The sequence below is a fragment of the Streptomyces rubrogriseus genome (assembly GCF_027947575.1).
Lineage (GTDB): Bacteria > Actinomycetota > Actinomycetes > Streptomycetales > Streptomycetaceae > Streptomyces > Streptomyces rubrogriseus.
On sequence record NZ_CP116256.1, the window covers coordinates 1606937 to 1630717 of the forward strand.

At 71.9% G+C, this 23781-nt stretch carries 21 protein-coding genes and 1 pseudogene; 14 read left to right on the forward strand and 8 right to left on the reverse strand.

Translation table 11 applies throughout. The features are described from left to right. Positions 1-6: 6 nt before the first annotated feature. From Sru02f_RS06885 to Sru02f_RS06945, 13 genes and pseudogenes are all read left to right on the forward strand, one after another. Positions 7-756 (forward strand): annotated as a pseudogene (locus Sru02f_RS06885) (MlaE family ABC transporter permease); the annotation flags it as partial. A 6-nt stretch (positions 757-762) separates the two neighbouring features. Next, the gene (locus Sru02f_RS06890) at positions 763-1569 is read left to right on the forward strand and encodes an MlaE family ABC transporter permease (RefSeq protein WP_003976386.1); all 807 of its coding nucleotides are present in this window, start codon (positions 763-765) and stop codon (positions 1567-1569) included. A 1-nt stretch (position 1570) separates the two neighbouring features. After that, positions 1571-2827, forward strand: a complete 1257-nt coding sequence (locus Sru02f_RS06895; RefSeq protein WP_109031570.1) for an MCE family protein — start codon at positions 1571-1573, stop codon at positions 2825-2827. Then, the gene (locus tag Sru02f_RS06900; RefSeq protein ID WP_109031571.1) at positions 2824-3888 is read left to right on the forward strand and encodes an MCE family protein; all 1065 of its coding nucleotides are present in this window, start codon (positions 2824-2826) and stop codon (positions 3886-3888) included. The genes Sru02f_RS06895 and Sru02f_RS06900 overlap by 4 nt, the downstream gene beginning before the upstream one ends. Further along, positions 3885-4928, forward strand: a complete 1044-nt coding sequence (locus Sru02f_RS06905; RefSeq protein WP_109031572.1) for an MCE family protein — start codon at positions 3885-3887, stop codon at positions 4926-4928. The genes Sru02f_RS06900 and Sru02f_RS06905 overlap by 4 nt, the downstream gene beginning before the upstream one ends. Then, a complete protein-coding gene (locus Sru02f_RS06910) occupies positions 4925-5938 on the forward strand; it encodes an MCE family protein (protein WP_109031573.1) in 1014 nt (337 codons plus the stop codon). The genes Sru02f_RS06905 and Sru02f_RS06910 overlap by 4 nt, the downstream gene beginning before the upstream one ends. Then, the gene (locus Sru02f_RS06915; protein ID WP_109031574.1) at positions 5935-7194 is read left to right on the forward strand and encodes an MCE family protein; all 1260 of its coding nucleotides are present in this window, start codon (positions 5935-5937) and stop codon (positions 7192-7194) included. The genes Sru02f_RS06910 and Sru02f_RS06915 overlap by 4 nt, the downstream gene beginning before the upstream one ends. Then, on the forward strand, positions 7191-8492 hold the full coding sequence (locus Sru02f_RS06920; RefSeq protein WP_109031575.1) for an MCE family protein: 1302 nt from the start codon (positions 7191-7193) through the stop codon (positions 8490-8492). The genes Sru02f_RS06915 and Sru02f_RS06920 overlap by 4 nt, the downstream gene beginning before the upstream one ends. Next, complete coding sequence (locus Sru02f_RS06925) at positions 8489-9001, forward strand: hypothetical protein (protein ID WP_109031576.1); 513 nt, start codon at positions 8489-8491, stop codon at positions 8999-9001. Before Sru02f_RS06920 ends, Sru02f_RS06925 begins: the two co-directional genes overlap by 4 nt. Continuing rightward, complete coding sequence (locus tag Sru02f_RS06930; RefSeq protein WP_109031577.1) at positions 8998-9732, forward strand: nuclear transport factor 2 family protein; 735 nt, start codon at positions 8998-9000, stop codon at positions 9730-9732. Before Sru02f_RS06925 ends, Sru02f_RS06930 begins: the two co-directional genes overlap by 4 nt. 26 nt (positions 9733-9758) lie before the next feature. Next, positions 9759-10307: a nuclear transport factor 2 family protein gene (locus Sru02f_RS06935; protein WP_109031578.1), complete on the forward strand. Its 549-nt coding sequence runs from the start codon at positions 9759-9761 to the stop codon at positions 10305-10307. Between the two features lie 48 nt (positions 10308-10355). Continuing rightward, positions 10356-11117: a hypothetical protein gene (locus tag Sru02f_RS06940; RefSeq protein WP_109031579.1), complete on the forward strand. Its 762-nt coding sequence runs from the start codon at positions 10356-10358 to the stop codon at positions 11115-11117. Positions 11118-11191: 74 nt separating this feature from the next. Continuing rightward, entirely contained in the window at positions 11192-12454 is a 1263-nt protein-coding gene (locus tag Sru02f_RS06945) for a lytic transglycosylase domain-containing protein (RefSeq protein ID WP_109031580.1), read from the forward strand. A 27-nt stretch (positions 12455-12481) separates the two neighbouring features. Here Sru02f_RS06945 and Sru02f_RS06950 read toward each other — a convergent pair whose 3' ends face one another. The 8 genes from Sru02f_RS06950 to Sru02f_RS06985 form a co-directional block, all read right to left on the reverse strand. Next, complete coding sequence (locus tag Sru02f_RS06950; protein WP_109031581.1) at positions 12482-14110, reverse strand: pyridoxal phosphate-dependent aminotransferase; 1629 nt, start codon at positions 14108-14110, stop codon at positions 12482-12484. Between the two features lie 116 nt (positions 14111-14226). Further along, positions 14227-15375, reverse strand: coding sequence for an aldose epimerase family protein (locus Sru02f_RS06955; RefSeq protein ID WP_164279081.1), 1149 nt, complete (start codon positions 15373-15375; stop codon positions 14227-14229). Positions 15376-15442: 67 nt separating this feature from the next. Next, a complete protein-coding gene (gene mmsB / locus Sru02f_RS06960; protein ID WP_003976400.1) occupies positions 15443-16687 on the reverse strand; it encodes a multiple monosaccharide ABC transporter permease in 1245 nt (414 codons plus the stop codon). Further along, positions 16684-18261, reverse strand: coding sequence for a multiple monosaccharide ABC transporter ATP-binding protein (gene mmsA, locus Sru02f_RS06965; protein WP_109031582.1), 1578 nt, complete (start codon positions 18259-18261; stop codon positions 16684-16686). Before mmsA ends, mmsB begins: the two co-directional genes overlap by 4 nt. 32 nt (positions 18262-18293) lie before the next feature. Continuing rightward, complete coding sequence (gene chvE / locus Sru02f_RS06970) at positions 18294-19403, reverse strand: multiple monosaccharide ABC transporter substrate-binding protein (protein WP_109031583.1); 1110 nt, start codon at positions 19401-19403, stop codon at positions 18294-18296. A gap of 95 nt (positions 19404-19498) precedes the next feature. Continuing rightward, positions 19499-20470, reverse strand: coding sequence for a hypothetical protein (locus tag Sru02f_RS06975; RefSeq protein WP_109031584.1), 972 nt, complete (start codon positions 20468-20470; stop codon positions 19499-19501). 134 nt (positions 20471-20604) lie between these two features. Next, complete coding sequence (locus Sru02f_RS06980) at positions 20605-21621, reverse strand: zinc-dependent alcohol dehydrogenase (protein ID WP_109031585.1); 1017 nt, start codon at positions 21619-21621, stop codon at positions 20605-20607. Next, positions 21618-22784, reverse strand: a complete 1167-nt coding sequence (locus tag Sru02f_RS06985; protein ID WP_109031586.1) for a mandelate racemase/muconate lactonizing enzyme family protein — start codon at positions 22782-22784, stop codon at positions 21618-21620. The genes Sru02f_RS06980 and Sru02f_RS06985 overlap by 4 nt, the downstream gene beginning before the upstream one ends. 214 nt (positions 22785-22998) lie before the next feature. On the opposite strand from Sru02f_RS06985, the gene Sru02f_RS06990 reads away from it, so the two are divergent. Further along, entirely contained in the window at positions 22999-23775 is a 777-nt protein-coding gene (locus tag Sru02f_RS06990; protein ID WP_109031587.1) for an SCO2400 family protein, read from the forward strand. The last annotated feature ends 6 nt before the right edge of the window (positions 23776-23781 follow it).

Here is a 23781-nt window from a genome sequence, read left to right on the forward strand (position 1 = left end):
GGCGCGCTGCGGCAGACCGGGCGGCTCTTCGCGCTCGCGGCGGAAGTCGTGCGGGCCGTGTTCCGAAGACCCTTCCAGTTCCGCGAGTTCGTCGAGCAGTTCTGGTTCGTCGCCAGCGTGACCATCCTGCCCGCCGCCCTGGTCTCGATCCCCTTCGGAGCCGTCATCGCGCTCCAGGTCGGCTCCCTGACCGAGCAGCTCGGCGCCCAGTCGTTCACCGGCGGCGCCAGCGTCCTCGCCGTCGTCCAGCAGGCCAGCCCGCTCATCGTCGCGCTGCTCATCGCGGGCGCCGGCGGCTCGGCCATCTGCGCCGACCTCGGCTCCCGCAAGATCCGCGAGGAACTCGACGCCATGGAGGTCATGGGCGTCTCCCCGGTGCAGCGGCTGGTCGTGCCCCGGGTGCTGGCCGCGATGGGCGTCGCGGTCCTGCTCAACGGCCTGGTCTCGGTCGTCGGCATCCTCGGCGGCTACTTCTTCAACGTCATCATGCAGGGCGGCACCCCCGGCGCGTACCTCTCCAGCTTCTCCGCCCTCGCCCAGCTGCCCGACCTCTACATCAGCGAACTCAAGGCGCTGGTCTTCGGGTTCATCGCGGGCATCGTCGCCGCCTACCGGGGACTCAACCCGCGCGGCGGCCCCAAGGGCGTCGGCGACGCCGTCAACCAGTCCGTCGTCATCACCTTCCTCCTGCTCTTCTTCGTCAACATGGTGATGACGGCCGTCTACCTCCAGATCGTCCCGCCGAAGGGAGGCTGAGGTCCGATGGCCTCCCCGCTCGTCTGGCTCGACCGCTCCGGCGACCAACTGCTCTTCTACGTCCGGGCCCTGCTGTGGGTCCCGCGGACCCTGCGCCGCTACCTCAAGGAGGTGCAGCGCCTCCTCGCGGAGGTGGCCTTCGGCTCCGGCGGCCTCGGCGTCATCGGCGGCACCATCGGCGTGATGATCGCGATGACGCTCTTCACCGGAACCGTCGTCGGAATCCAGGGCTACGCCGCCCTCGACCAGATCGGCACGTCGGCGTTCACCGGATTCGTCTCCGCCTACTTCAACACCCGCGAGATCGCGCCCCTCGTCGCCGGACTCGCCCTCTCCGCGACCGTCGGGGCCGGCTTCACCGCCCAGCTCGGCGCGATGCGCATCAACGAGGAGGTCGACGCGCTGGAAGGCATGGGCATCCGCTCCATGCCCTACCTCGTCACCACCCGCATCATCGCCGGCGTCGTCGCCATCATCCCGCTCTACGCGATCGGGCTGCTCTCCTCCTTCCTCGCCTCCCGCTACGTGACCGTCCTGTTCAACGGGCAGTCCCGCGGCACCTACGACCACTACTTCAACCTCTTCCTCTCCCCGACGGACGTGCTGCTCTCCGTCCTGAAGGTGCTGATCTTCAGCGTGATGGTGATCGTCGCCCACTGCTACTACGGCTACCGCGCCTCCGGCGGCCCGGCCGGTGTCGGCGTCGCCGTCGGCCGGTCGGTGCGCAACGCCATCGTGCTGATCAGCGTCACCGACTTCTTCCTTTCGCTGGCCCTGTGGGGCGCGACCACGACCGTGAAGGTGGCGGGGTGAGATGAGCCGACCGGAAGGACACACGCTGCGCCGCCGGCTCGCCGGGGTCGTCTTCGTGCTGGTGCCCGCCCTGCTGATCTGGCTGGCCGTCGCCGTCTACGACAAGAAGTTCACCGACTCCGACCCGGTGGTCGTCGAGACCGGCAGCGCCGGCAACCAGATGCACCCCGGCGCCGAGGTGAAGCTGCGCGGCGTGGTCGTCGGCGAGGTCCGCGCCATCGACGCCACCGGCGACGGCGCCCGGCTCACCCTCGCCATGAAGCCCGGCACGCTGGACGACGTACCCTCCGACGTCCGCGCGCAGATGCTGCCCACCACCCTGTTCGGCGAGCGGTTCGTCGCCCTCGTACCGCCCGCGAACCCCTCGCCCGAGCCCCTGGCGGCCGGGGCCGTGGTCCCCCAGGACCGGTCGGCCAACGCCATCGAGCTCCAGCAGGTGCTCGACGACGTCCTGCCGATGCTCACCGCCGTCCAGCCGCAGAAGCTCTCCGCCACCCTGTCCGCCGTCTCGCAGGCCCTCGAAGGCCGTGGGGAGCGGCTCGGCGACACGCTCACCCTGCTGGACGAGCACCTGGCGGAGTTCAACCCCAACCTGCCCGCCCTCAACCGTGACCTCAAGGAACTCGTGAAGGTCAGCCATGTCTACGCGGACGCCGCGCCCGACATCATCACGGCGCTCACCGACTTCACCACCACCAGCGGCACCCTCGCCGAGCAGGAGGCGGAACTCGCCGCCACCCTCGGCGCCACGACCCGGACGGCCGAGGACGTGACGGCCTTCCTGCACAAGAACAAGGACAACATCATCCGGCTCGGCGACACCAGCCGCCCCACCCTGGAACTGCTCGCCGAGTACTCCCCGGCCTTCCCCTGCACCCTGCGCACCCTCGCCGAGTTCGTGCCGGCCATGGACAAGGCGCTCGGCAAGGGCACCGACCGCCCCGGCATCCACGTGGACGTCACCAGCGTCGCCTCGCGCGGGGCCTACCGACCCGGCCGCGACACCCCGGTGTACGACTCCGGCGGCGGGCCCCGCTGCCCCTCGGTGCCCTACCTCGGCGCCCTGCCCAGGCCCACCGCCCGGACCGCGGCCCCCGCGGCCGAGCAGGACCTCGGGCCCGCCAACTCCCCGCAGGAGAACGACCTCGTCAACGAACTCCTGGCCCCCGCCGCCGGGAAGAGCCCCGACGACCTGCCCGACTGGAGCAGCCTGCTCGTCGGCCCCGTCTACCGCGGTACGGAGGTGACCCTCGGATGACCGGCGCCGACCACGCGCACACCCGGCGCCGTCCGCTGACCGGACCGCTGGTCAAGTCCCTCGTCTTCGTGGTGGTCACCGCCCTCGCCACGACCGTGCTCGGCCTCAGCGTCGCCGGCACCAGTGTCGACTCCGGCACCGGCACCAGCACCTACAAGGCCCTGTTCACCGACGTCACCGGGCTCGTCGACGGCGACAGCGTGCGGATCTCCGGCGTGACGGTCGGCGAGGTGACCGACGTACGCGTCGTCCACCGGCGCACCGCCCAGGTCACCTTCACGGTCCGCGACGACCGCACGCTGCCCCGCTCCACCACCGCCGCCGTGAAGTACCTCAACATGGTCGGCCAGCGCTACGTCTCCCTCGGCCGCGGCAGCGGCGACCTCACCGGCACCCTCCCGGACGGCGGCACCGTCCCGCTGGACCGCACCACGCCCGCGCTCGACCTGACCCTGCTCTTCAACGGCTTCAAGCCGCTCTTCGAGGGCCTCTCCCCGAAGGACGTCAACGAACTCGCCGGATCGATCGTGCAGGTGCTCCAGGGCGAGGGCGCCACCGTCGACAGCCTGATCCGCCACGTCGGCTCGCTCGGCACGACCGTCGCCGCCAAGGACAAGGTCATCGGCGAGGTCGTCGAGAACCTCACCACCGTCCTGGACACCCTCAACGACCGCGAGGACGGCTTCGACGACCTCGTGGTCACCCTCCAGAAGCTCGTCACCGGCTTCAACCAGGACCGCAAACCCCTCGGCGAGGCCGTCGCCGCCATGGGCGACCTGACCACCGTCACCGCGGGCCTCCTCGAGGACGGACGCGCCCCCCTCAAGCAGGACATCCGCGAACTGGGCCGGCTCTCGGACAACCTCGGCGAGCACACCCCGCAGATCGAGGACTTCCTGGAGAAGAGCCCCGCCAAGATGACCGCGCTGGCCCGCCTGTCCTCCTACGGCTCGTGGTTCAACCTCTACCTCTGCGAGGCGCGCGTGAGCGGAGTCAGCACCTCCGACGGCTCCAAGCCGCCGACCGGCATCGCGATCACCGAATCGAGGTGCCGCGGATGAAGCGCCCCCGCATCAAGCCGGTCAAGGAGCGCAACCCCGTCGCCGTCGGCGTCGCCGGACTGCTCGTCCTCACCCTGGTCGCCCTGCTCGTCTACAACGTCGACCGGCTGCCGTTCGGCGGCGGCACCACCTACAGCGCCGACTTCTCCGAGTCCGCCGGCCTCGACGAGGGCGACGAGGTGCGCATCGCCGGCGTCAAGGTCGGCCAGGTCACCGCGGTCGCGCTCGACGGCGCCAAGGTCAAGGTCACCTTCGAGGTCGAGGACGCCTGGATCGGCGACCGGACGACAGCCGCCATCGCCATCAAGACCGTCCTCGGCGACAAGTACCTGGCGCTCGACCCGCTCGGCTCCGGCCGCCAGGACCCCGGCGCCCGCATCCCGCTCGCCCGCACCACCTCCCCCTACGACGTGACCCAGGCCTTCCAGGACCTCAGCGGCACCGTCGACGACATCGACACCGGACGGCTCGCGGAGAGCTTCGAGACCATCTCCGACACCTTCAAGGACTCCCCGCCGCACGTGCGCAAGGCGGCCACCGGCCTGTCCGACCTGTCGAAGTCGATCTCGAAGCGCGACGCGAAGCTCTCCGAACTCCTCAAGGGCAGCGCGCGGTTCACCAAGACGCTGGAGAACAACAAGTCCAGCTTCGAGACCCTCATCGAGGACGGCGGCCCGCTGCTCGGCGAACTCCGCGACCGGCGCACCGCCATCAGCGCCCTGCTCAAGGGCAGCCAGGACCTCGGCACCGAACTCGGCGGCCTCGTCAAGGACAACGAGAAGCAGCTCGGCCCCACCCTCAAGGCGCTCGGCCGGGTCACCAGCGTCCTGGAGAAGAACAACACCCGGCTGGGCGAGACCCTCGCCCTGGTCGGCCCGTACTACCGCCTGGTCGGCAACACCCTGGGCAACGGCCGCTGGTTCGACAGCTACCTGTGCGGCGTCGTGCCCCGCGACTACCTGCCCGAGACCTCCCAGCCCTCGACCGGATGCCTGCCGCCGAAACAGCCCGCGGCGGCCCAGGGGAGCGGTGCGCGATGACCCGACGCCGAAAGATCCTCACCGGGGTGCTCGCCCTCGTGGTGCTCGCCGCCGGCGGCCTGGCCGCGGCCCGGGCCCTCGAAGCCGGCGGCACCCGCGTCACCGCCTACTTCGACCGCGCCATCGGCGTCTACGCCGGGTCCGACCTGCGCATCCTCGGGGTGCGGGTCGGCGAGGTGGAGTCGGTGGACCCCGAGGGCACCAGGGTCCGCGTCGGCCTCCGGCTGGACGACGGGATCAAGGTCCCCGAGGACGCGCGGGCCGTCGTCGTCGCGCCGAGCGTCGTCGCCGACCGCTACGTGCAGCTCACCCCCGCCTACCGCAAGGGCCCCGCCCTCGCCGACGGCGCCGTGCTGCCCGCCTCCCGCAACCACGTCCCCGTCGAGATCGACCAGATCTACGACTCCATCACCGAACTCGGCGACGCCCTCGGCCCGGACGGCGCCAACTCCGACGGCGCCCTGTCCGAACTGCTGAGGACCGGCGCCGACAACCTCGACGGCAACGGCGAGGCCATCGGCGACGGCGTCGAGGAGTTCGGCAAGGCCGCCAAGACCCTCGACGGCAGCAGCGGGGACCTGTTCAGGACGCTCGCCGGCCTCCAGACCTTCACCACCATGCTGAAGAACAAGGACACCGACGTGCGCACCGCCCAGGAACGCCTGGACGAGGTCGTCGGCTTCTTCGCCGACAACAAGGACGACCTCACCGGTGCGCTGGAGGAACTCGGCAAGGCCCTCGGCCAGGTCAAGACCTTCATCGAGGACAACCGGGGCGAGCTGAAGAAGAACGTCGACCGGCTCGTCCCCATCACCCGGACCCTGGTCGAGCAACGTGCCTCGCTGGCCGAGGCGCTGGACGTGGCACCGCTGGCCGCCGACAACGTCGTGAACGCCTACAACCCCGACACCCGCACCCTCGACGGCCGCGCCAACCTCAACGAGATCAGCAGTGGCGGCCCGCTGCTGCCGCTGCCCGTGGCCGGGACGGAGAAGGGGGAGGGGCGATGAAGCGCGCGACGCTCCCCGGGGGCCGGGTGGCCGGCCTCACCGCCGGGGGACTGGCCGCCCTCGGACTCGCCCTCGCCCTGACCGTCGGCGGGGTCACCGTCGTACCGAGCGGCTTCGACGGCATCGAGGACCTGCCGCTGCCCGGCGGCGCCGACCTCGGCGACCACCCCTACACCGTCACCGCGGAACTCCAGGACGTGCTCAGCCTCGTCCCGCACTCCGCGGTACGGGTCAACGACGTCGCCGTCGGCCGGATCACCGGCATCGAACTCGGCGAGGACGACTGGTCCGCCCGCGTCACCATGGAGATCAACGGCAAGGTGCGGCTGCCCGCCGACGCCACCGCCCGCCTCGAACAGTCCAGCCTGCTGGGCGAGAAGTACGTCCAGCTCGTCGCGCCCGCCAAGGAGACCGGAGCCGGCCGGCTGACCGACGGGAGCGTCATCCCGCTGGCCCGCACCAGCCGCAACACCGAGGTCGAGGAGGTGTTCGGCGCGCTGTCGCTGCTCCTCAACGGCGGCGGTGTCAACCAGCTCAAGACCATCACCCGGGAGCTCAACGCCGCGCTCGGCGGCCGCGAACCCGAGGTCCGCTCGATGCTGAAGCGGGTCAACACCCTGGTGGGCGACCTCGACGACCACCGCGGGGACATCACCGACGCCCTCGACGCCGTCAACCGGCTCTCCTCGACCCTCGCCACCCGCAAGGAGGACGTCGGCACCGTCCTCACCGACCTCTCGCCCGGACTGAAGACGCTGGAGAGGCAGCGCGGGTCCCTGCTGACCATGCTGCGCTCCCTCGACACGCTGTCCGGCGTCGCCGTCTCCACCATCAACGCGAGCAAGGACGACATGATCGCCGACCTCAAGGCCGTCGCGCCGACGCTGCGGGCCCTGGCCGACGCGGGCACGGACCTGCCCGACTCGCTCCAGGTGCTGCTGACGTACCCGTTCACCGACGAGGTGCTGCGCGGGGTGAAGGGCGACTACCTCAACACGTACCTGAGCATGGTCGCCGTGCCCGGGACCGAGGTGATCCCGCCGCTGGTGGACGGGGGCACGCCCGGGCCGACCGCGTCCGCGACGGCGCAGGACGGCGGATCGGACCCGGCCGCGAAGAAGCCGGCCGCCAAGGACCCGGCCGCCAAGGAGCCGACCTCGCGGAAGGGGTCCCCGGGAAAGCAGGGCTCCGCCTCGCCGCTGCCGCTGCCCTCCGTGTCCGGGACCGGGCCGGCGTCCGGGGGTGAACACGGGTGATCACGCTCGCCGTACGGCTGAAGAACCTCGCCTTCCTCCTCATCGCCGTCCTCGCCCTCTCCTTCCTCGGCATCCGCTACGCCGACCTGGGCCGCTACGTGGGCGTCGCCGACTACTACACCGTCGACGTGCAACTCCCGCGCACCGGAGGGCTGTTCACCCACTCCGACGTGACCTACCGGGGCGTGTCGGTGGGCCGCGTCGGTCCGATCGACCTCACCGCCGAGGGCGTCGTCGCCGAACTCCGCATCAAGAAGTCCGCGCCCCGCATCCCCGCCGACACCAAGGCCGTGGTCGCCGGGCTCTCCGCCGTCGGCGAGCAGTACATCGACCTGCGGCCCGAGAGCGACGGCTCCCCCTACCTCGCCGACGGCACCCGCATCGAACAGGCCGACACCGAGGTGCCGGCGCCCGTCACCGACGTCCTCACCAGCGTCGACGACCTGGTGAGCTCAGTCCCGCTGGAGGACCTGCGCACGGTCGTCGACGAGTTCGGCAAGGCCTTCGAAGGACACGGCGACGACCTCCAGGTGCTGCTCGACAGCGGCAGCGACTTCGTCGAGGCCGCCGACCGCGCCCTGCCGTCCACCACGCTGCTCATCAACGACGGCGAGACCGTCCTGCGCACCCAGGCCCAGGAGGCGCAGGCCATCCGGGGCTTCGCGGTCGGAGCGAAGGACCTGGCCGCCGCCCTCAAGGGCTCCGACGCCGACCTGCGCCGCCTGCTCGCGGTCACCCCCGAGGCCGCCACCCAGGTCAGCGGCCTGCTGCGGGACCTCGACCCGAGCCTCGGGGTCGTCCTCGCCAACCTGCTGACCACCTCCGAGGTAGCCGTCACCCGGCAGCGCGGCATCGAGGAACTCCTCGTGAAGTACCCGGCGGCCGTCTCCGCCGGTGCCACCGCCGTCGACGGGGGCAAGCTGGACCTCGGCCTGGCCGTCACCTTCTTCAGCCCCCTGCCCTGCACCGACGGCTACGGCGGCACCCGCTACCGCAACGGCCTCGACCTCGGCACCGCGCCCGCCCTCAACACCGACGCCGCCTGCACCGCCCCGGCGTCGGGCGGGAAGAACGTACGCGGCTCGGCCAACGCCCCGACGAGCGGCCCGGTCCCCGACCCGGCCACCCCCGGCTCCCTGCCCTCGGGCGGCGGCCGGACCACCCCGGCCGGGGGCGGCTCCCCGGCCGAGGACGGCTCCACGGCCCTCCCCGGTGCGCTCGCCCTGCCCGGACAGAGCGGTGAGGCACCGGCCGGCCTGACCGGTCTCCTCGCCCCGGCCGCCGGGGGTGCGCGATGAGGCGGGCCCGGATCCTCGCCGGAGCGGGGCTCGTGCTGGCCCTCGGCGTCTGCGGCACCGGCGCGTGGACGTACACGCAGGCCCGCACCGACGACGGGCTCGCGTACGGCCGGGAGCGGGACGAGGCGCTCGCCGACGGGCGGGACGGCATCGCCGTACTCACCACGCTCGACGCCGCCACCCGGGAGCGGGCGGAGCGGAGCATCCGGGACTGGCGTGCCGTCTCCACCGGGCCGTTGCGCAAGGAACTCGGCGGCACCGAGGCGGCGGCCGGGACCTCGGCGCGGGGCACCGTCACCGAGGCCGCCGTCACCGCGCTCGACACCCGGTCCGGCACGGCCAAGCTCATCGCCACCGTGCGCGTCGAGGTCACCCCCGGCGGGGCGAAGAAGCCGTCCACCGACCGCAAGCGCCTGGAGGCGGTCCTGGCCCGCACGGGCGAGGGGGAGTGGAAGGTACGGGCACTGAGCGCCGTTCCGGTGGCGGAGGAGAAGGGCGGGGAGCGATGACACCGACGTGGTTGCAGCGCAGGAGCGCCGCACCGGAGCCCGGCACGGTGGACGAGCCGGCCCACGGCACGGACGGCTCTGCCGAGCCCGAGGCCGCCGAGCCGGAGGAGGCCCCCGGCACGGACGCCACGGACGCCCCTGCCGAGCCCGAGCCCGAGCCCGAGGCCGCCGAGCCGGAGGAGGCCCCCGCCGCCCGTCCGCCGAACGGACGCCTGCGGAACGCGGTCCTGGCGGGCACCGCCGTCGCCCTCGTGCTCGGCGGCTGCGGATTCTTCTACGGGGCCCACCAGTTGAGGTCGCAGGCGCCCGCCCGGAACCAGGCGCTCACCGACGCCGAGGCCACCTCCCGCGTCGCGGGCGACGTCGGCAACGCCCTCGCCCGGATCTTCTCCTACACCCCGGACGGCACCGCGGCCGCCGAACGCTCCGCGAGCACCGTCCTCGACGGCCGCGCCGCCCGCCAGTACGAGACCCTCTTCGCCCGGGTCCGCGACGACCTCACCGAGCAGCGCGTCACCCTGAGCACCCGGGCCGTACGCACCGGAGTGATCGAACTCGACGGCGACCGGGCCCGCCTGCTGGTCTTCCTCGACCAGACCTCCCACCGCGGCCCGGGCAAGGGCAAGGGCGGCAAGGGCGACGCCGGGGCGACCACCGCGGCGGCCCAGCTCACCGTCACCGCACGGCTCGACGACGACCGCTGGCGGATCGTCGACATCAAGGCCCGCTGACCATGCGCGGGAGACTGGAGCAGCCCATGAAACGCGCGGTCCGCCTCCTCGGCGTCGGTCGCGGGCGGCCGCTGCCCGCCCTGGCCCTGGCCCTCGCCCTCGTCGCGGGCGGCTTCGCCGCCTGGGCCGGGCAGGACTGGTACCGGGCGGCCCACGACGAGCAGGCCGATTACGCCGCACAGCGGGACGCGGCGCTCTCCGCCGGCGAGCAGGCCGTGCAGAACCTGAACACGCTCGACCACCGTGAGCTGAAGCGCGGCCTGGACCTGTGGGAGTCGTCCACCACCGGCGAACTGCACGACCAACTCGCTTCCGGACGCGACGAGTTCACCGCCCAGGTGAAGGAGGCGAAGACGGTCAGCACGGCCCGGGTGCTGTCCGGCGCCGTCACCGAACTCGACGACCGCGCCGGACGCGCCCGGGTGCTGGTCGCCCTGCGCGTCACCGTCGAGGCGGCCGACGGGGCGAAGAGCGACAAGGACAGCCGGATGCTCGGCGAACTCACCCGGACCGACGGCCGGTGGAAGCTGAGCGCCCTGGGCCAGGCGCCCGTCGGCGGGACGTCGACCGGCTGAGCCGGTCCCGTACCGCGAGAGCCGGCCGCAGCGAGGAGGACACGCACCATGTCGACGACCCGTCACCACATCAACCGCCAGCGGCGCCGCCAGGCCCGCGAGACCCGGCCCGCCGCCCCCGCCGGGCACCCGCAGGGTACGCCGGTCCGGACCGGCGGGCGCGGCGCCACGGCCGTCCTGACGCCCGTCGGCGCCGGTACCGCCGACCCGCCCACCGCCGGGGACGAGAAGGCCGCCCCGGCCCGGTCGCGCCGCCCCGTGGTCCTCGTGCTGCTGTGCGCGCTGACCGTGCTCCTCGGCGGCTTCGCGGGCTGGGCGCACGCGGAGGCCGAGGGGCTCAGGTCCGAACCCGCCCGGAGCAACACCGCACTGACCGACCTCGCCCGCACCAGCGAGATCAAGGGCCAGGTGGCCAAGGCCGTCGACCGCCTCTTCTCCTACGACCACGCCGACCCCGGCGCCCTCGACGAGGCGGCCCGGGACCTCCTGACGGGCAAGGCCGTCGGCCAGCACCGCGACCTGCTCGCCGACGTCCGCGCCCGGGCCGACGAGCAGAAGGCGGTGATCACCACGACGGTCACCGAGAGCGCCGTCGAACGCATCGACGGCGACCGGGCCCGGGTCCTCGTCTACGCCGACCAGAGCAGCGTCGCCACCACCGGGAAGAAGGCCGCGACGGACGAGGGGAGCAAGACGGACGGGGCGGCCGCGCAGGACGAGGGCGTGTACGCGGCGGCCATGCTCGCCGTCGACGTCGTGCACCGCGACGGACGCTGGCTGGTCTCCACCCTCGACACCTTCGGCCGCTGAGCCGCACGGCCGACCGCCCGCGTGGGCCACTTCCCGCCCCCGCGTCCCCGACGGATCCGACAGGAGTGACGACCATGTCCGTACGCCGTGCCCGACGCCTGTACTCCGGCCGGGCCCGCAAGGGACTGCGCACGACCGCGCTCGCGGTGGCGGCCATGGCGGCCCTCACCGCCTCCCAGGCCCCCGGCCTCACCCGGGACTCCGAGGACAGCCACGCCGGGCCGGCCGCCGACGACCTGGGCCTGCCGACGGCGGACGGCCCGTTCGCCGCGCTCGCGCCACCGGGCGACGGCTCCTACCACACCGAACTCCCGCCCCTCAGGACGCGGAGCGGCGGGCCGGTCCCGCCCGCACTCGGGCCCCAGATCCGCGCCCAGTCCGGCATTCCGGCCACCGTGCTGCGCGCCTACCGCGCCGCCGAGACCGCCGTCGGCAGGACGGACCCCGGCTGCCGGCTGCCCTGGGAACTGCTCGCGGCGATCGGCAAGGTCGAGTCCGGCCAGGCACGCGGCGGCGCGGTGGACCGGAACGGCACGACCCTCGGCCGTATCACCGGACCGCCCCTGAACGGACGGGGCTTCGCCCTCATCCGGGACACCGACGGCGGCGCCCACGACGGCGACACGGTGTACGACCGGGCGGTGGGCCCGATGCAGTTCCTGCCGTCGACCTGGGCCCGCTGGGGTGCGGACGGCAACGGCGACGGCCGCGCCGACCCGAACAACGTCTTCGACGCGGCGCTGGCGGCCGGGCACTACCTGTGCGCGGGCGAGCGGGACCTGGGCCGGGCGGCGGACCTGGACCGGGCGGTCCTCAGCTACAACAACTCCCGCACCTATCTGCGACTGGTGAGGTACTGGCTGGAGTTCTACAGCCGCGGCGTCCACCCCGTCCCCGACGGCAAGGGCGTCCTCCCGAAGAGTCCCGGCGCGGGTGGTGACACCCGGGCGACCGAGCCCGTCGACGGCGAGGGCGGCGGGGGCCACGGGAACGGCGGGGGCAGCGGGGACGGCGGCATCGTCATCGGCCCGGACCCGGGCACCACGCCGGGCAGCCCCGGGCCGTCCACCCCGCCGGTGCCCTCGCCGAGCCAGGACCCCTCCCAGCCACCCACCGGATCCCCCTCCGAAACGCCCAGCGAGTCCCCCGGCGGGACCCCCACCGACACCCCGGCACCCTCGCCGGACCCGACCGGTACGAGCCCTTCGCCCACCCCCACGGACGACTGCACCGCGGAACCGGGAACCGCGTCCCCCGACCCCACGGCCTCCCCGACGGACGCGCCCTGCCCGAGCCCGTCGGACACCTCGCCGACGCCGGGCACCCCGGCCGGGTAGGGGCGGCCGGGCGGGCCGGCCACGGGGTCAGCCCGCCTGACCCATCCCGGCCGCGTTCGGCCAGCCCGTCGCCGGGACCGACTCCAGGCCGTTGGTGCCCCTGACCTGGGCGGCCGTGAGACCGCCGCGGGCCGGGACGCCGGGCGGGGTGGGCCCGAACGGCGGCGGGTACGCGGCGGCCGGGGCGGGTGCCGGAGCCGGGGCCGGCATGGGCTGCGGGGCCGGTGCCGGGTGGGGGACCGGCACCGGCCCGGGATACGGCACCGGCTGGGGGACCGGCACCGGCTGGGGCACCGGCGCGGGGCCGGGCACGGCGGCCGTCGCCGGAGCCACCGGCACCGCGGCGGGGAGCGGCATGCCGGTGCCGGCGGCGGGGGCCGGAGCGGCGGCGAGCCCCGGGGCACCGGCACCGGCGGTCTGGGCGGTGATCGCGCGCATGCCGGAGCCGTTGGTCTCGTACATCAGGCGGTCCACCGCCGCCGTGCCCGAGCTGTAGCCGGTCCCGGTGGCCGGCCCGGGCACGGCGGCCCCCCTCCCGGCCCCGTAGAGCACCTGTTCCAGGCCGGACACCAGGCGACGCACGTCCGTCTGGGGGCGCACCACGAGACGCAGGAAGCGGCTGGACGAACCGATCTTGTTGCCGCACTCCCGGACCAGCACCCGGTGCTCGGTGAGCATGCGGTCCCGCACGGCGGTGCCCTCCGCGCCGACGGGAAGCCGGACGAAGAGGAAGTTGCCCTGGGAGGGGTAGACGGTCAGGCCGGGCAGCGCGGACAGCTGGGCGGCCATCTCCAGGCGGTCCCTGCGCACCTGGTGCAGGCTCCGCGCGTACTCGGGGCCGTGGTCGCGCAGCATGAACACCACGTGCTCCGCGAAGGAGTTGAGGTTCCACTTGGGCAGCATGGCGCGCACCCGGCCCGCGAGCGCCGGGTTGGCGACCAGGTAGCCGAAGCGGATGCCGTGCAGTCCGAAGTTCTTGCCGAGGCTGCGCAGCACGACGACGTTGGGGCGCAGCATCGCCTCCTGGACCACGCTGGGTTCGGCCTCGGCGTCGGCGAACTCCAGGAAGGACTCGTCGATCACGACGAGGTCCCGGTCGGCCATCGCGTCCATGAACTGCACCAGCGCCTGCTTGTGCAGATAGCCGCCGTCGGGGTTGTTGGGGTTGCAGACGACCACGGCCCGGGTGCCCCTGGCGCGGACGAACTCGCCGTACCGGGCGAGGTCGAGGGCGAAGCCGCCGGCCTCCTGGAGCGGGAACATGTCGACCCGCTTGCCGGTCTCCATGGGCTGGTCGGTCCAGCGGCCGAAGGTGGGGACGGGGACGGCGAGGGACTCCCGGACCAGCAGGTGGTCGATCCAGGTGATCAGCTCCGTGGAGCCGTTGCCCATCGCCACGCACTGCGGCGGGAGCTGGAGCAGACTGCACAGCTCGGCGGTGATGGTGTCGGCGCTGCTCGGGTAGTACGTGACGATGTCGCGCAGTCGGGCGGCCATCTCCTCGAACATCGCCGGGGTGGGGAAGTACGGGTTGCAGGGGATGCAGAAGTCCACCGGTCCCGCGCCCGCCGCCTCGCCGCTCTCCCGCGTCAGCGCCGCCATCGAGGGGCTGTGCGCCGCGGTGCTGCGGAACAACGAGGTGACGTTGCCGGACAAGTGGACCTCCGTAAGTGGGCGGCCCGCGTGGGGGACACGGGCCGCCCTTGTATACGGAGACGGACGGGGCACCGTTCAACGGGTGTGAAGAAAGTGTGCCCGCGCCCCGTCGTCGGCTAGGCGTCGAACGAGTGCACCGTCGACGTCCGGTACGTCTGGCCGGGCCGCAGCACGGTCGACGGGAACGACGGCTGGTTCGGCGAGTCCGGGAAGTGCTGCGTCTCCAGGCACAGGGCGTCGCCCTGGCGGTAGAGGGAGCCGCCGGTGCCGGTCAGGGTGCCGTCGAGGAAGTTGCCCGAGTAGAACTGCAGCCCGGGCTGGTCGGTGGCGATGCGCAGGGTGCGGCCGGAGGCGTTCTCGCGCAGGGTGGCGATGTGCTCGGGGCGGTCGGTGATGCCCTTGTCGAGCACCCAGTTGTGGTCGAAGCCCTTGGCGGTGACCAGCTGCGGGTGGGCGTCCCGGATGTCCCGGCCGATCGGCTTGGCCCGGCGGAAGTCGAAGGGCGTGCCGGACACCCGGGCCAGCTCGCCGGTGGGGATCAGGCCCGCGTCGGTGGGGGTGAATCGGGAGGCGGCGATCGACAGCTCGTGGTCCTCGATCGTGCCGCTGCCCTCGCCGGCCAGGTTCCAGTAGACGTGGCTGGTGAGGTTGACGACGGTGGCCTTGTCGGTGGTGGCCTCGTAGTCGATGCGCCAGTCGCCGCGCCGGGTGAGGGTGTACGTCACCTTCGCCCTGAGCGTGCCCGGGTAGCCCATCTCGCCGTCGACGCTGGTGTAGTGGAGCACCAGGCCGGTGTCCGAGCCGTGGGTGAAGGGCTCGACGTCCCAGACCCGGTAGTCGAAGCCGAGGGCGCCGCCGTGCAGCGAGTTCTCCCCGTCGTTGACGGAGAGCTGGTACTCCTTGCCGTCCAGGGTGAAGCGGCCCTTGGCGATGCGGTTGCCGTACCGTCCGATCAGGGCGCCGAAGTGCGGGCTGCGGGCGACGTAGTCCTCGAGGTTGTCGAAGCCCAGCGAGACGTTGGCGTAGCGGCCCCGGCGGTCCGGGATCTCCAGGGACTGCACGACGCCGCCGTACGACAGCACCTTCATCCGCGTGCCGCCGTTCTCCAGCGACCAGCGGTACACCTTCGTCCCGTCGGCCAGCTTGCCGAAGAGTTCCTTCACGGGTTTCCTGCCTCCCGACGCGTGCGCCGTGCCGCCGACCGCGGTGGCGGCCACGCCGGCCGCTGCCGCCGACGCGATGACCGTTCGTCTGCTCAGTTCCATACGTGCGGCTCCTGTACTTCCGTGAGAAGAAGCGGGCCCCGCCGTGAGTGGCGGGGCCCGAGATCCGTTACGAACCGACCCTGCGCTTGTTCCAGACGTCGAACCCGACCGCCGCCAGCAGCACCGCGCCCTTGATGACCTGCTGCCAGTCGGTGCCGATGCCGACGAGGTTCATGCCGTTGTTGAGCACGCCCAGGACCAGGCCGCCGATGATCGCGCCGAGGACCGTGCCGACACCGCCGCTCATCGACGCGCCGCCGATGAACGAGGCGGCGATGGCCTCCAGCTCGAAGTTGAGACCCGCCTTGGGCGAGGCCGCGTTGAAGCGGGCGGCGAAGACCAGACCCGCCAGGGCCGCGAGCATGCCCATGTTCAGGAAGACCAGGAAGGTGACCTTCTTGTCCTTCACGCCCGACAGCTTGGCCGCGGGCAGGTTGCCGCCGATGGCGTAGATGTGGCGGCCGATGATCGCGTTGCGCATCAGGTAGCCGAAGCCGACCACCAGCACGCCCAGGATGAGCAGCACGATCGGCGCGCCCTTGTAGCTGGCCAGCAGCAGCGTGACCACGAGGACCGCGGCGACCAGCGCGACCAGCTTGAGCAGGAACAGCTTGAGCGGCGGGACGTCGAGGGAGAACTCCAGCTGCCGCTTGCGGTCGCGGACCTCCTGGTACACCACGAAGGCGATCAGGGCGAAGCCCAGCAGCAGGGTGAGGTTGTGGTAGTTGGTGTTCGGGCCGACCTCGGGCAGGAAGCCGTTGGCGATCTTCTGCAGGTCCTTGGGGAACGGGCCGAGGGTCTGGCCCTTGAGGAAGATCTCGGTCAGACCGCGGAAGAGCAGCATGCCCGCGAGGGTCACGATGAACGACGGTATGCCGAGATAGGCGATGAAGAAGCCCTGCACGGCACCGGCGGCGGCGCCGATGGCCAGGCAGAGGATCACCGCCACCGGCCAGGGCAGGTCGTGGTTGACCATCAGGACGGCGGCCGTCGCGCCGACGAAGGCGGTCAGCGAACCCACCGACAGGTCGATGTGGCCCGCGATGATGACGAGCATCATGCCGATCGCGAGGATCAGGATGTAGCTGTTCTGCAGCACCAGGTTGGAGACGTTGCGCGGCAGCAGCAGGTCGCCGTCCGACCACACCGCGAACAGCACCACGATCAGGCCGAGGGCCATCAGCATGCCGTACTGGCGCATGTTGCGGCGCATGCCGTCGAGCATCAGCTGCAGCAGCCCGCCGCCGGAGGCCGAGCCCTCTCTGCCGGGCGGCGCCGGTGCCGGGGTCTTGGCGGTCACGTCCGTGCTCATCGGCTTACCTCTTCGTCCTTCCGGGACTTCTGGTCCTGCTTGTCCTTCGTCATCTGCCGCATCAGCGCCTCCTGCGAGGCCTCGGCCCGCGAGAACTCACCGGTCAGCCGTCCCGCGGCCATCGTGTAGATGCGGTCGCACATGCCGAGCAGTTCCGGCAGCTCGGAGGAGATGAACACGACCGCCTTGCCCTCGGCCGCCAGGCGGTCGATGACCGTGTAGATCTCGTACTTGGCGCCCACGTCGATACCGCGGGTGGGCTCGTCCAGGATCAGCACCTCGGGACCCGCGAAGATCCACTTGCTCAGGACGACCTTCTGCTGGTTGCCGCCGGACAGCTTGCCGACCGGCTCGAAGACGGTCGGCGCCTTGATGTTCATCGACTTGCGGTAGTCCTCGGCGACCTGCCGCTCGCCGTGCTCGTCGACCACGCCCCGTTTGGAGACCTTGCCCAGCGCGGTCAGCGAGATGTTCCGGTTGATGGTGTCGATGAGGTTGAGGCCGTAGTGCTTGCGGTCCTCGGTGACGTAGGCGATCCCGTGTCCGACCGCCTCCGGGACGGTCTTCGTGCGGATCTCCCTGCCGTCCCTGAGGACGGTGCCGCCCGCGTGCCGGCCGTAGGTGCGGCCGAAGACGCTCATCGCCAGCTCGGTGCGGCCGGCGCCCATGAGTCCCGCGATGCCGACGATCTCACCGCGCCGGACCTCGATCGAGACGTCGTCGACGACCTTGCGCTGCTGGTCGATGGGGTGGTGCACGGTCCAGTTGCGGATCTCCAGGGCCGGGGCCGTGCCCTGCTCCGGCTGGTGCGGGGTCCGGTCCGGGAAGCGGTTCTCCAGGTCACGGCCGACCATCCCGCTGATGATCCGGTCCTCGGTCGTCTCGGCCGCCTTCACGTCGAGCGTCTCGATGGAGCGCCCGTCGCGGATGATGGTGACCGAGTCGGCGACCCGGCGGATCTCGTTCAGCTTGTGCGAGATGATGATCGAGGTGATGCCCTGCTCCTTCAACTGAAGGATCAGGTCGAGGAGTTTGCCGCTGTCCTCGTCGTTGAGCGCCGCCGTGGGCTCGTCGAGGATGAGCAGCTTCACCTTCTTCGACAGCGCCTTGGCGATCTCCACCAGCTGCTGCTTGCCCACGCCGATGTCGGCGACCCGGGTCTCCGGGTGCTCGTCGAGACCGACCCGGCGCAGCAGTTCGGCGGCGTGCCTGAGGGTGTCGTTCCAGTTGATCAGCCCGCGCTTGGCGTGCTCGTTGCCGAGGAAGATGTTCTCCGCGATCGACAGGTACGGCACCAGGGCCAGTTCCTGATGGATGATCACGATGCCGTGCTGCTCGCTCGCCCGGATGTCCTTGAACCGGCAGGTGTCGCCCTCGAAGAGGACGTCACCTTCGTAACTGCCGTGCGGGTGGACTCCGGAGAGCACCTTCATCAGGGTCGACTTGCCGGCGCCGTTCTCCCCGCAGATGGCGTGGACCTCGCCCTGGCGAACGGTGAGCGTGACGTCCGACAGCGCTTTGACACCGGGAAAGGTCTTGACGATCGAGCGCATTTCCAGGACGGGTCCCGCCATGGTCGTGCCTTCCAATCCTTGAGGGGGCCCGGTCAGTTGAGCTGGTCGGCGGAGTAGTAGCCGCCGTCGACCAGGACCTTCTCGTAGTTGCTCTTGTCGACGCTGACCGGCTGCAGCAGGTAGGCGGGGACGACCTTGGAGCCGTTGTCGTACGACTTGGTGTCGTTGACCTCGGGCTTCTTGTCGTTCAGGACCGCGTCGACCATGCTCGCGGCGACCTTGGCCAGCTCGCGCAGGTCCTTGAAGACGGTCTGGGTCTGCTGGCCCGACTTGATCGACTTCACCGAGGCGATCTCGGCGTCCTGGCCGGTGACGACCGGCATGGCCTTGCTGCCGGAGCCGTAGCCGTCCGACTTCAGGGCGGACAGGATGCCGATGGAGATGCCGTCGTACGGCGAGAGCACCGCGTCGACCCGGGCGCTGCGGTAGCTGGAGGTGAGCAGGTCGTCCATGCGCTTCTGGGCGGTGCCGCCGTCCCAGCGCAGGGTGGTGACCTGGTTGAGGTCGGTCTGCTTGGAGCGGACGACCAGCTGGCCCTTGTCCATGTACGGCTTCAGGACCTTCATCGCGCCGTTGAAGAAGTACCGGGTGTTGTTGTCGTCGTTGGAGCCGGCGAACAGCTCGATGTTGAAGGGGCCCTTCTTGCCCGCCTTCAGGCCGAGCTTGTCGACGATGTAGCCGCCCTGCAGCTCGCCGACCTTCTCGTTGTCGAACGAGGCGTAGTAGTCGACGTTCTCCGTGCCGAGGATCAGCCGGTCGTAGGAGATGACCGGGATGTCGGCGTCCTTGGCCTGCTGCATGACGTTGCCGAGGGACTTGTTGTCGATCGCGGCCACGATCAGGGCGTCCACGCCCTGCGTGATCATGTTCTCGATCTGCGAGACCTGCTGGTCCGGGTCGTCCTCGCCGAAGACCAGCTTGGTCTCGAACCCCTTGGCCTTCAGTTCCTTCTCGACGTTGGCGCCGTCGGTGATCCAGCGCTCGGAGGACTTGGTCGGCATCGCGATGCCGACGGTGGCGCCGTCGCTGCCCGACTTGTCCTCCTCGCTGCCGCCCTCGCTGCTCTGGCCGCAGGCGGACAGGGTGAGGGCGAGCGAGGCGGCGGAGGCTATCGCGGCGAGTGCGGCTCTGCGGTTGCGCATGGTCATCATCCTTGAGGTGAGGGCTGGGTCGGCGAGGCAGGTGTGTGGGATTGTGCGCGGTCGTGTCGTCTTTTGAGAAGGGAGTTTCCGGAACGTTATGACGAGATCTCGAACCGGTTGAGCGGGCCCGGCAACCGGGTGCCGAGCGGCGCCATGTCGCCGTCCGCCCCGTGCCGGGCGAGCAGATCGAGGGCGAGCCGACCGCGGCGCACCCGCTCCTTCGCGGTGGCCAGCGTGAGTTCCCGCAGGTGGTGGCCGTACGGATAGATCCCGGGCGCCTTGGACAGGCCGAACTTCAGGTACAGCGGGGCGCCGCGCCGGATCAGCTCGGCGACCTCGTACATGCGCACGTAGCCGCCGAGGTCGTCGGGAGCCTCGATGTACATGTCCATCGGCGCGGCCGAAACCCGCCGTATTTCGGTCAGGTGATCGGGCGTCAGGTCACTGGGCACGTTGATGGAGTCGGCACCGAGCCGCTCGTACACCGCGTACGAGGCCGGGTTGACCGGACCGACGAGCGCGGAGAGCTTGAGCGTGGTGTCGGCGGGGAGGATGCCGGCCGCACGGGCCCGGTGCAGCGTCCACAGCACGCCCTCGTCGGCGACGAGCAGGCACTTGACGCCCAGCTCGCTCGCCCGCACGGCGTCCTCGACGCACCCGGCGACCGCGGCGTGGCCGCGCGCCCTCAGGCCGGCCCCGCCCGAGTCGGTCCGGGTGGAGCCGCCGATGTCCCAGGTACCGCGAGGGCCGGTGAACAGGCAGAGCTCGATGTCGCGTTCGGCGGTGGCCTCGACCATCTCGGTGATCTCGGCGTCGGTCAGCATCCACACGCCGCTGCCCTGGCTGATCCGGTGGATCGGCACGTCGAGGCGCGAGGACTCCTTGAGCACCACCCCCAGCGCCTCCGGACCCTCGCAGGACGGGATCTCGGTGCGCCAGCGGCCGCCGCCCGGGAAGGCGTGCGGTGAGGCGTCGGCGGGGTCGGAGGCGGGCGCGGCCAGGCCGAGGGCGGTGAGGGCCTGCTCACCGGGCCTGCGTGCGGCGGCCGTGGCGGAAGCGTCGGTCACAAGCGTTCCTTAGTGTTCGATATGTCGGACGAAGTTCGCGGCCGTGGGCGTGGGTGGCGTGGGTGCGCGACGTCCGTTGCGGTGGTGTACGCCGGTGCGGAGGCCGTCAGGTCGCCCCCGCACCGGCGTACGGCTCAGGGGAGGGCGTCCGGGTGCAGCAGCACCTTGCCGACCTTCGGGTCGCCGGAGCCCACCAGCTCGATGGCCTCAGAGAACTCGGCGAGCGGCAGCTCGTGCGTCACCAGCGGCCGCGGATCGAGCAGACCGGCCGCGAAGACCCGCACCGTGTGCGCCCAGGCGTCCGGCGGCGCCCCGAAGACGGTGTGCACCTCCAGCTGCCGTACGACCAGGTCGGTCGGGTCGAGGCCGTCGGCGCCCGGCGCCGGGATGCCGGTCAGCACCAGGCGCCCGCCCCGGCGCAGCAGCGCGGCGGCCGTGCGGGCGGCGTCCGCGGACCCGGCGGTCTCGATCACGACGTCGAAGTCGTCCGTCAGCGGCCGGTCCTTGGTCCGGAAGTCGGTCGCGCCGAACTGCCGCGACAGCGCCTCCCGGTCCCCGCGCGTACCGACGACCAGCAGCTCGGCGGGGGAGGCGGCGCGCAGGAACTGCACGGCGAACATGCCGAGCGTGCCCGTGCCGACCACGGCGACGCGCTCGCCCGGCCGGGCGTTCGCCTTCAGCGCGGCGGCGGCGATGCAGGCCGCGGGCTCCAGAAGGGCGGCCGCGGTGAGATCGGCGTCGTCGGGCAGGGCGTGCAGCAGCCGGGCGGGCAGGGTCAGCGTCGGGGCCATGGCACCCGGCTGGGTGAACCCGGTCTCCTCGTACCCGGCCGTGCACAGCGTCGTCTCGCCCGCGTGACAGCGGTCGCACACCTGGCAGTTGCGGAAGCCCTCGCCCACCACCTTCCGGCCGACGAGCGAGCCCGGCACCCCGGCGCCGACCCGCGCCACCGTCCCGGACCACTCGTGCCCCGGGGTGAGCGGGTAACGCACGTACCCCTCGGGCCGGTTGCCCTGGTAGACCTCGCGGTCGCTGCCGCAGATCCCGGCGGCGTGCACCCGCACCAGCGCCTCGCCGGGGCCGGGTTCACGCGGCTCGTGCGGCACGAGCCGGTGCACCCCCGGCGCCTCGACGACGACGGCGCCGCTCATGCCCCGGTCCCCTTGGGGGCGCGCTTCTCCCAGCCCTCGGCCCACAGGTCGAACCGGGCCTGCTGCTGCGGGAACTCGGCCGCCGCGTCGGTGTCCAGCTCGACGCCGAGACCCGGCGCGTCGGAGAGGTGGAAGCACCCGTCCTCCGGGTCCACCCGCGGCGCGCCCTTGACGACCTTCTTGATCTCCGCGTCGGCGAAGTCGTTGAAGTGCTCGAGGATCTTGAAGTTCGGGGAGGTGAACCCGACCTGGAGGGAGGCCGCGGTGAGCACGGGGCCGCCGACGTTGTGCGGGGCGACCAGCGTGTAGTGCGTCTCGGCGGTCGCGGCCAGCTTCCGGGTCTCCCAGATGCCGCCGATGTGGCCGACGTCGGGCTGGATGACGTCCACCGACTGGTCCTCGAACAGCTCGCGGAACTCGATCCGGTCGTGGATGCGCTCACCGGTGGCGACCGGGATGTCGACCTTCTCGGCGACCTTCTTCAGCGCCTTGAGGTTCTCCGGCGGGACCGGCTCCTCCAGCCAGGCCGGCTTGAACGGCGCCAGTTCGCGGGCGAGCCGGACGGCGGTGGAGGGCGAGAACCGGCCGTGCATCTCCAGCATCAGCTCGGCGTCCGGCCCGATGGCGTCCCGCACGGCCTCGATCAGGGAGACCGCGTAGTTCGTCTGCTGCTGGTCCAGCTCGAAGTGCCCGGTGCCGAACGGGTCGATCTTCAACGCCCGGTAGCCGCGCTCCATGACCCCCTGCGCGGCCTTGTGGTACGCCTCCGGCGTCCGCTCGGTGGTGTACCACCCGTTGGCGTAGGCCTTGACCTTGTCGGTGACCTTTCCGCCCAGCAGCTGCCACACCGGGACACCGAGGGCCTTGCCCTTGATGTCCCAGCACGCCATCTCGACGACCGCGATGCCGGACATCACGATCTCGCCCGCGCGGCCGTAGTCGCCGTACTTCATGCGGCGGACCAGATCCTCGACAGCGAACGGGTCGGAACCGAGAATGTGGTTGGCCTCGGCCTCCTTCAGGTAGCCGAGGAGCGCGTCGGTGTGCCCCAGCATCCGGGTCTCGCCGACTCCGGTGAGGCCCTCGTCGGTGTGCACCTGGACGTAGGTCAGGTTGCGCCACGGCGTCCCGACCACGTGTGTGCTGATTCCGGTGATGCGCACGGCGGCTGCCCTTCGCTGTGTTCGATATTTCGTCACTCGTTCGAAATGCTGGCGTGACAGTAAGGACGGGGTGCTCGGAGTGTCAATGGGTCGGACACATAACGGTTTCGGCAGTTTCGCAAACGGGGGAGAGGAGATCCCGCACGCTTCCCCACACAACTTTCACAGTGGCCTCTAGGAACGCGCCCGTCCCGGAACTTAACCTTCCCGCGTCATGGACTACTGCCACCCGTGCCGACGGCACCTCAACGGCGCCCTCGCCTGCCCGGGCTGCGGCACGCCCTGCCACGAACTCCGCGCTTCGGACGACGCTCTGACGGCAAGTGAGGTGTTCGACCGGCGATACGGGGTCGAGCCTGCGGCGGCCGACGACACCGCCCGGGAAGCCCCGGAGCAGAAGCCCGACGACGACCCGGACGAGACCCTCGACGAGGACCCCGACGACGCCACCGCGCCCGGCGCCCGGTCCAGTCGCCGCGACCGCAAGGCCGCCGCCCACCGCAGGCGCCGCCGCCGGACCCTGCTCGTCGCCGCGGGCTTCGTCCTGGCGGCCGGGGGACTGAGCCTGGCCGAACTCGGCATGGACGCCCCGCACTCCCCGGAGAAGCCGGCCGCTGCGGGCGGCGAGACGACGGACGGCGAGGCGACGAGGGAGGTGGGCGAGGCGTCGGCGGTCCCGGTCGGCGACGCCCCGGGAACGACCACGACCACGGCCTCGGGCACGCCGTCCCCCGGCGCGTCGGCGTCGACAACGGTGTCGGCGTCCGCGTCGGAGTCGCCGGCGGACACGGAGTCCCCGACGGCGACCGGGCCGGACTCCCCACCGGCCTCCAGCCCTCCCTCCCCCGACCCCACCGGTCCCGCGAACCCGGACCCGTCGTCCCCCGAGTCCGACGACGACCCGCCTCCCACGACGACCCCCACCCCGCCGGAGCCCCCGGACCCGACCCCCACGGAAACCTGCGACCGCTTCCTGTGGTGGTGCACGTAGGAACAC

Excerpts from the sequence above, each read along its gene's own strand:
- Sru02f_RS06895 (WP_109031570.1), top strand. The coding sequence starts at position 1,571 with ATGAGCCGACCGGAAGGACACACGCTGCGCCGCCGGCTCGCCGGGGTC.
- Sru02f_RS06905 (WP_109031572.1), top strand. The coding sequence starts at position 3,885 with ATGAAGCGCCCCCGCATCAAGCCGGTCAAGGAGCGCAACCCCGTCGCC.
- Sru02f_RS06915 (WP_109031574.1), top strand. The coding sequence starts at position 5,935 with ATGAAGCGCGCGACGCTCCCCGGGGGCCGGGTGGCCGGCCTCACCGCC.
- Sru02f_RS06940 (WP_109031579.1), top strand. The coding sequence starts at position 10,356 with ATGTCGACGACCCGTCACCACATCAACCGCCAGCGGCGCCGCCAGGCC.
- mmsA (WP_109031582.1), bottom strand. The coding sequence starts at position 18,261 with ATGGCGGGACCCGTCCTGGAAATGCGCTCGATCGTCAAGACCTTTCCC.
- Sru02f_RS06890 (WP_003976386.1), top strand. The coding sequence starts at position 763 with ATGGCCTCCCCGCTCGTCTGGCTCGACCGCTCCGGCGACCAACTGCTC.
- Sru02f_RS06925 (WP_109031576.1), top strand. The coding sequence starts at position 8,489 with ATGAGGCGGGCCCGGATCCTCGCCGGAGCGGGGCTCGTGCTGGCCCTC.
- Sru02f_RS06980 (WP_109031585.1), bottom strand. The coding sequence starts at position 21,621 with ATGAGCGGCGCCGTCGTCGTCGAGGCGCCGGGGGTGCACCGGCTCGTG.
- Sru02f_RS06945 (WP_109031580.1), top strand. The coding sequence starts at position 11,192 with ATGTCCGTACGCCGTGCCCGACGCCTGTACTCCGGCCGGGCCCGCAAG.
- Sru02f_RS06935 (WP_109031578.1), top strand. The coding sequence starts at position 9,759 with ATGAAACGCGCGGTCCGCCTCCTCGGCGTCGGTCGCGGGCGGCCGCTG.
- Sru02f_RS06910 (WP_109031573.1), top strand. The coding sequence starts at position 4,925 with ATGACCCGACGCCGAAAGATCCTCACCGGGGTGCTCGCCCTCGTGGTG.
- Sru02f_RS06900 (WP_109031571.1), top strand. The coding sequence starts at position 2,824 with ATGACCGGCGCCGACCACGCGCACACCCGGCGCCGTCCGCTGACCGGA.
- Sru02f_RS06930 (WP_109031577.1), top strand. The coding sequence starts at position 8,998 with ATGACACCGACGTGGTTGCAGCGCAGGAGCGCCGCACCGGAGCCCGGC.
- Sru02f_RS06955 (WP_164279081.1), bottom strand. The coding sequence starts at position 15,375 with ATGGAACTGAGCAGACGAACGGTCATCGCGTCGGCGGCAGCGGCCGGC.
- mmsB (WP_003976400.1), bottom strand. The coding sequence starts at position 16,687 with ATGAGCACGGACGTGACCGCCAAGACCCCGGCACCGGCGCCGCCCGGC.
- Sru02f_RS06990 (WP_109031587.1), top strand. The coding sequence starts at position 22,999 with ATGGACTACTGCCACCCGTGCCGACGGCACCTCAACGGCGCCCTCGCC.
- chvE (WP_109031583.1), bottom strand. The coding sequence starts at position 19,403 with ATGCGCAACCGCAGAGCCGCACTCGCCGCGATAGCCTCCGCCGCCTCG.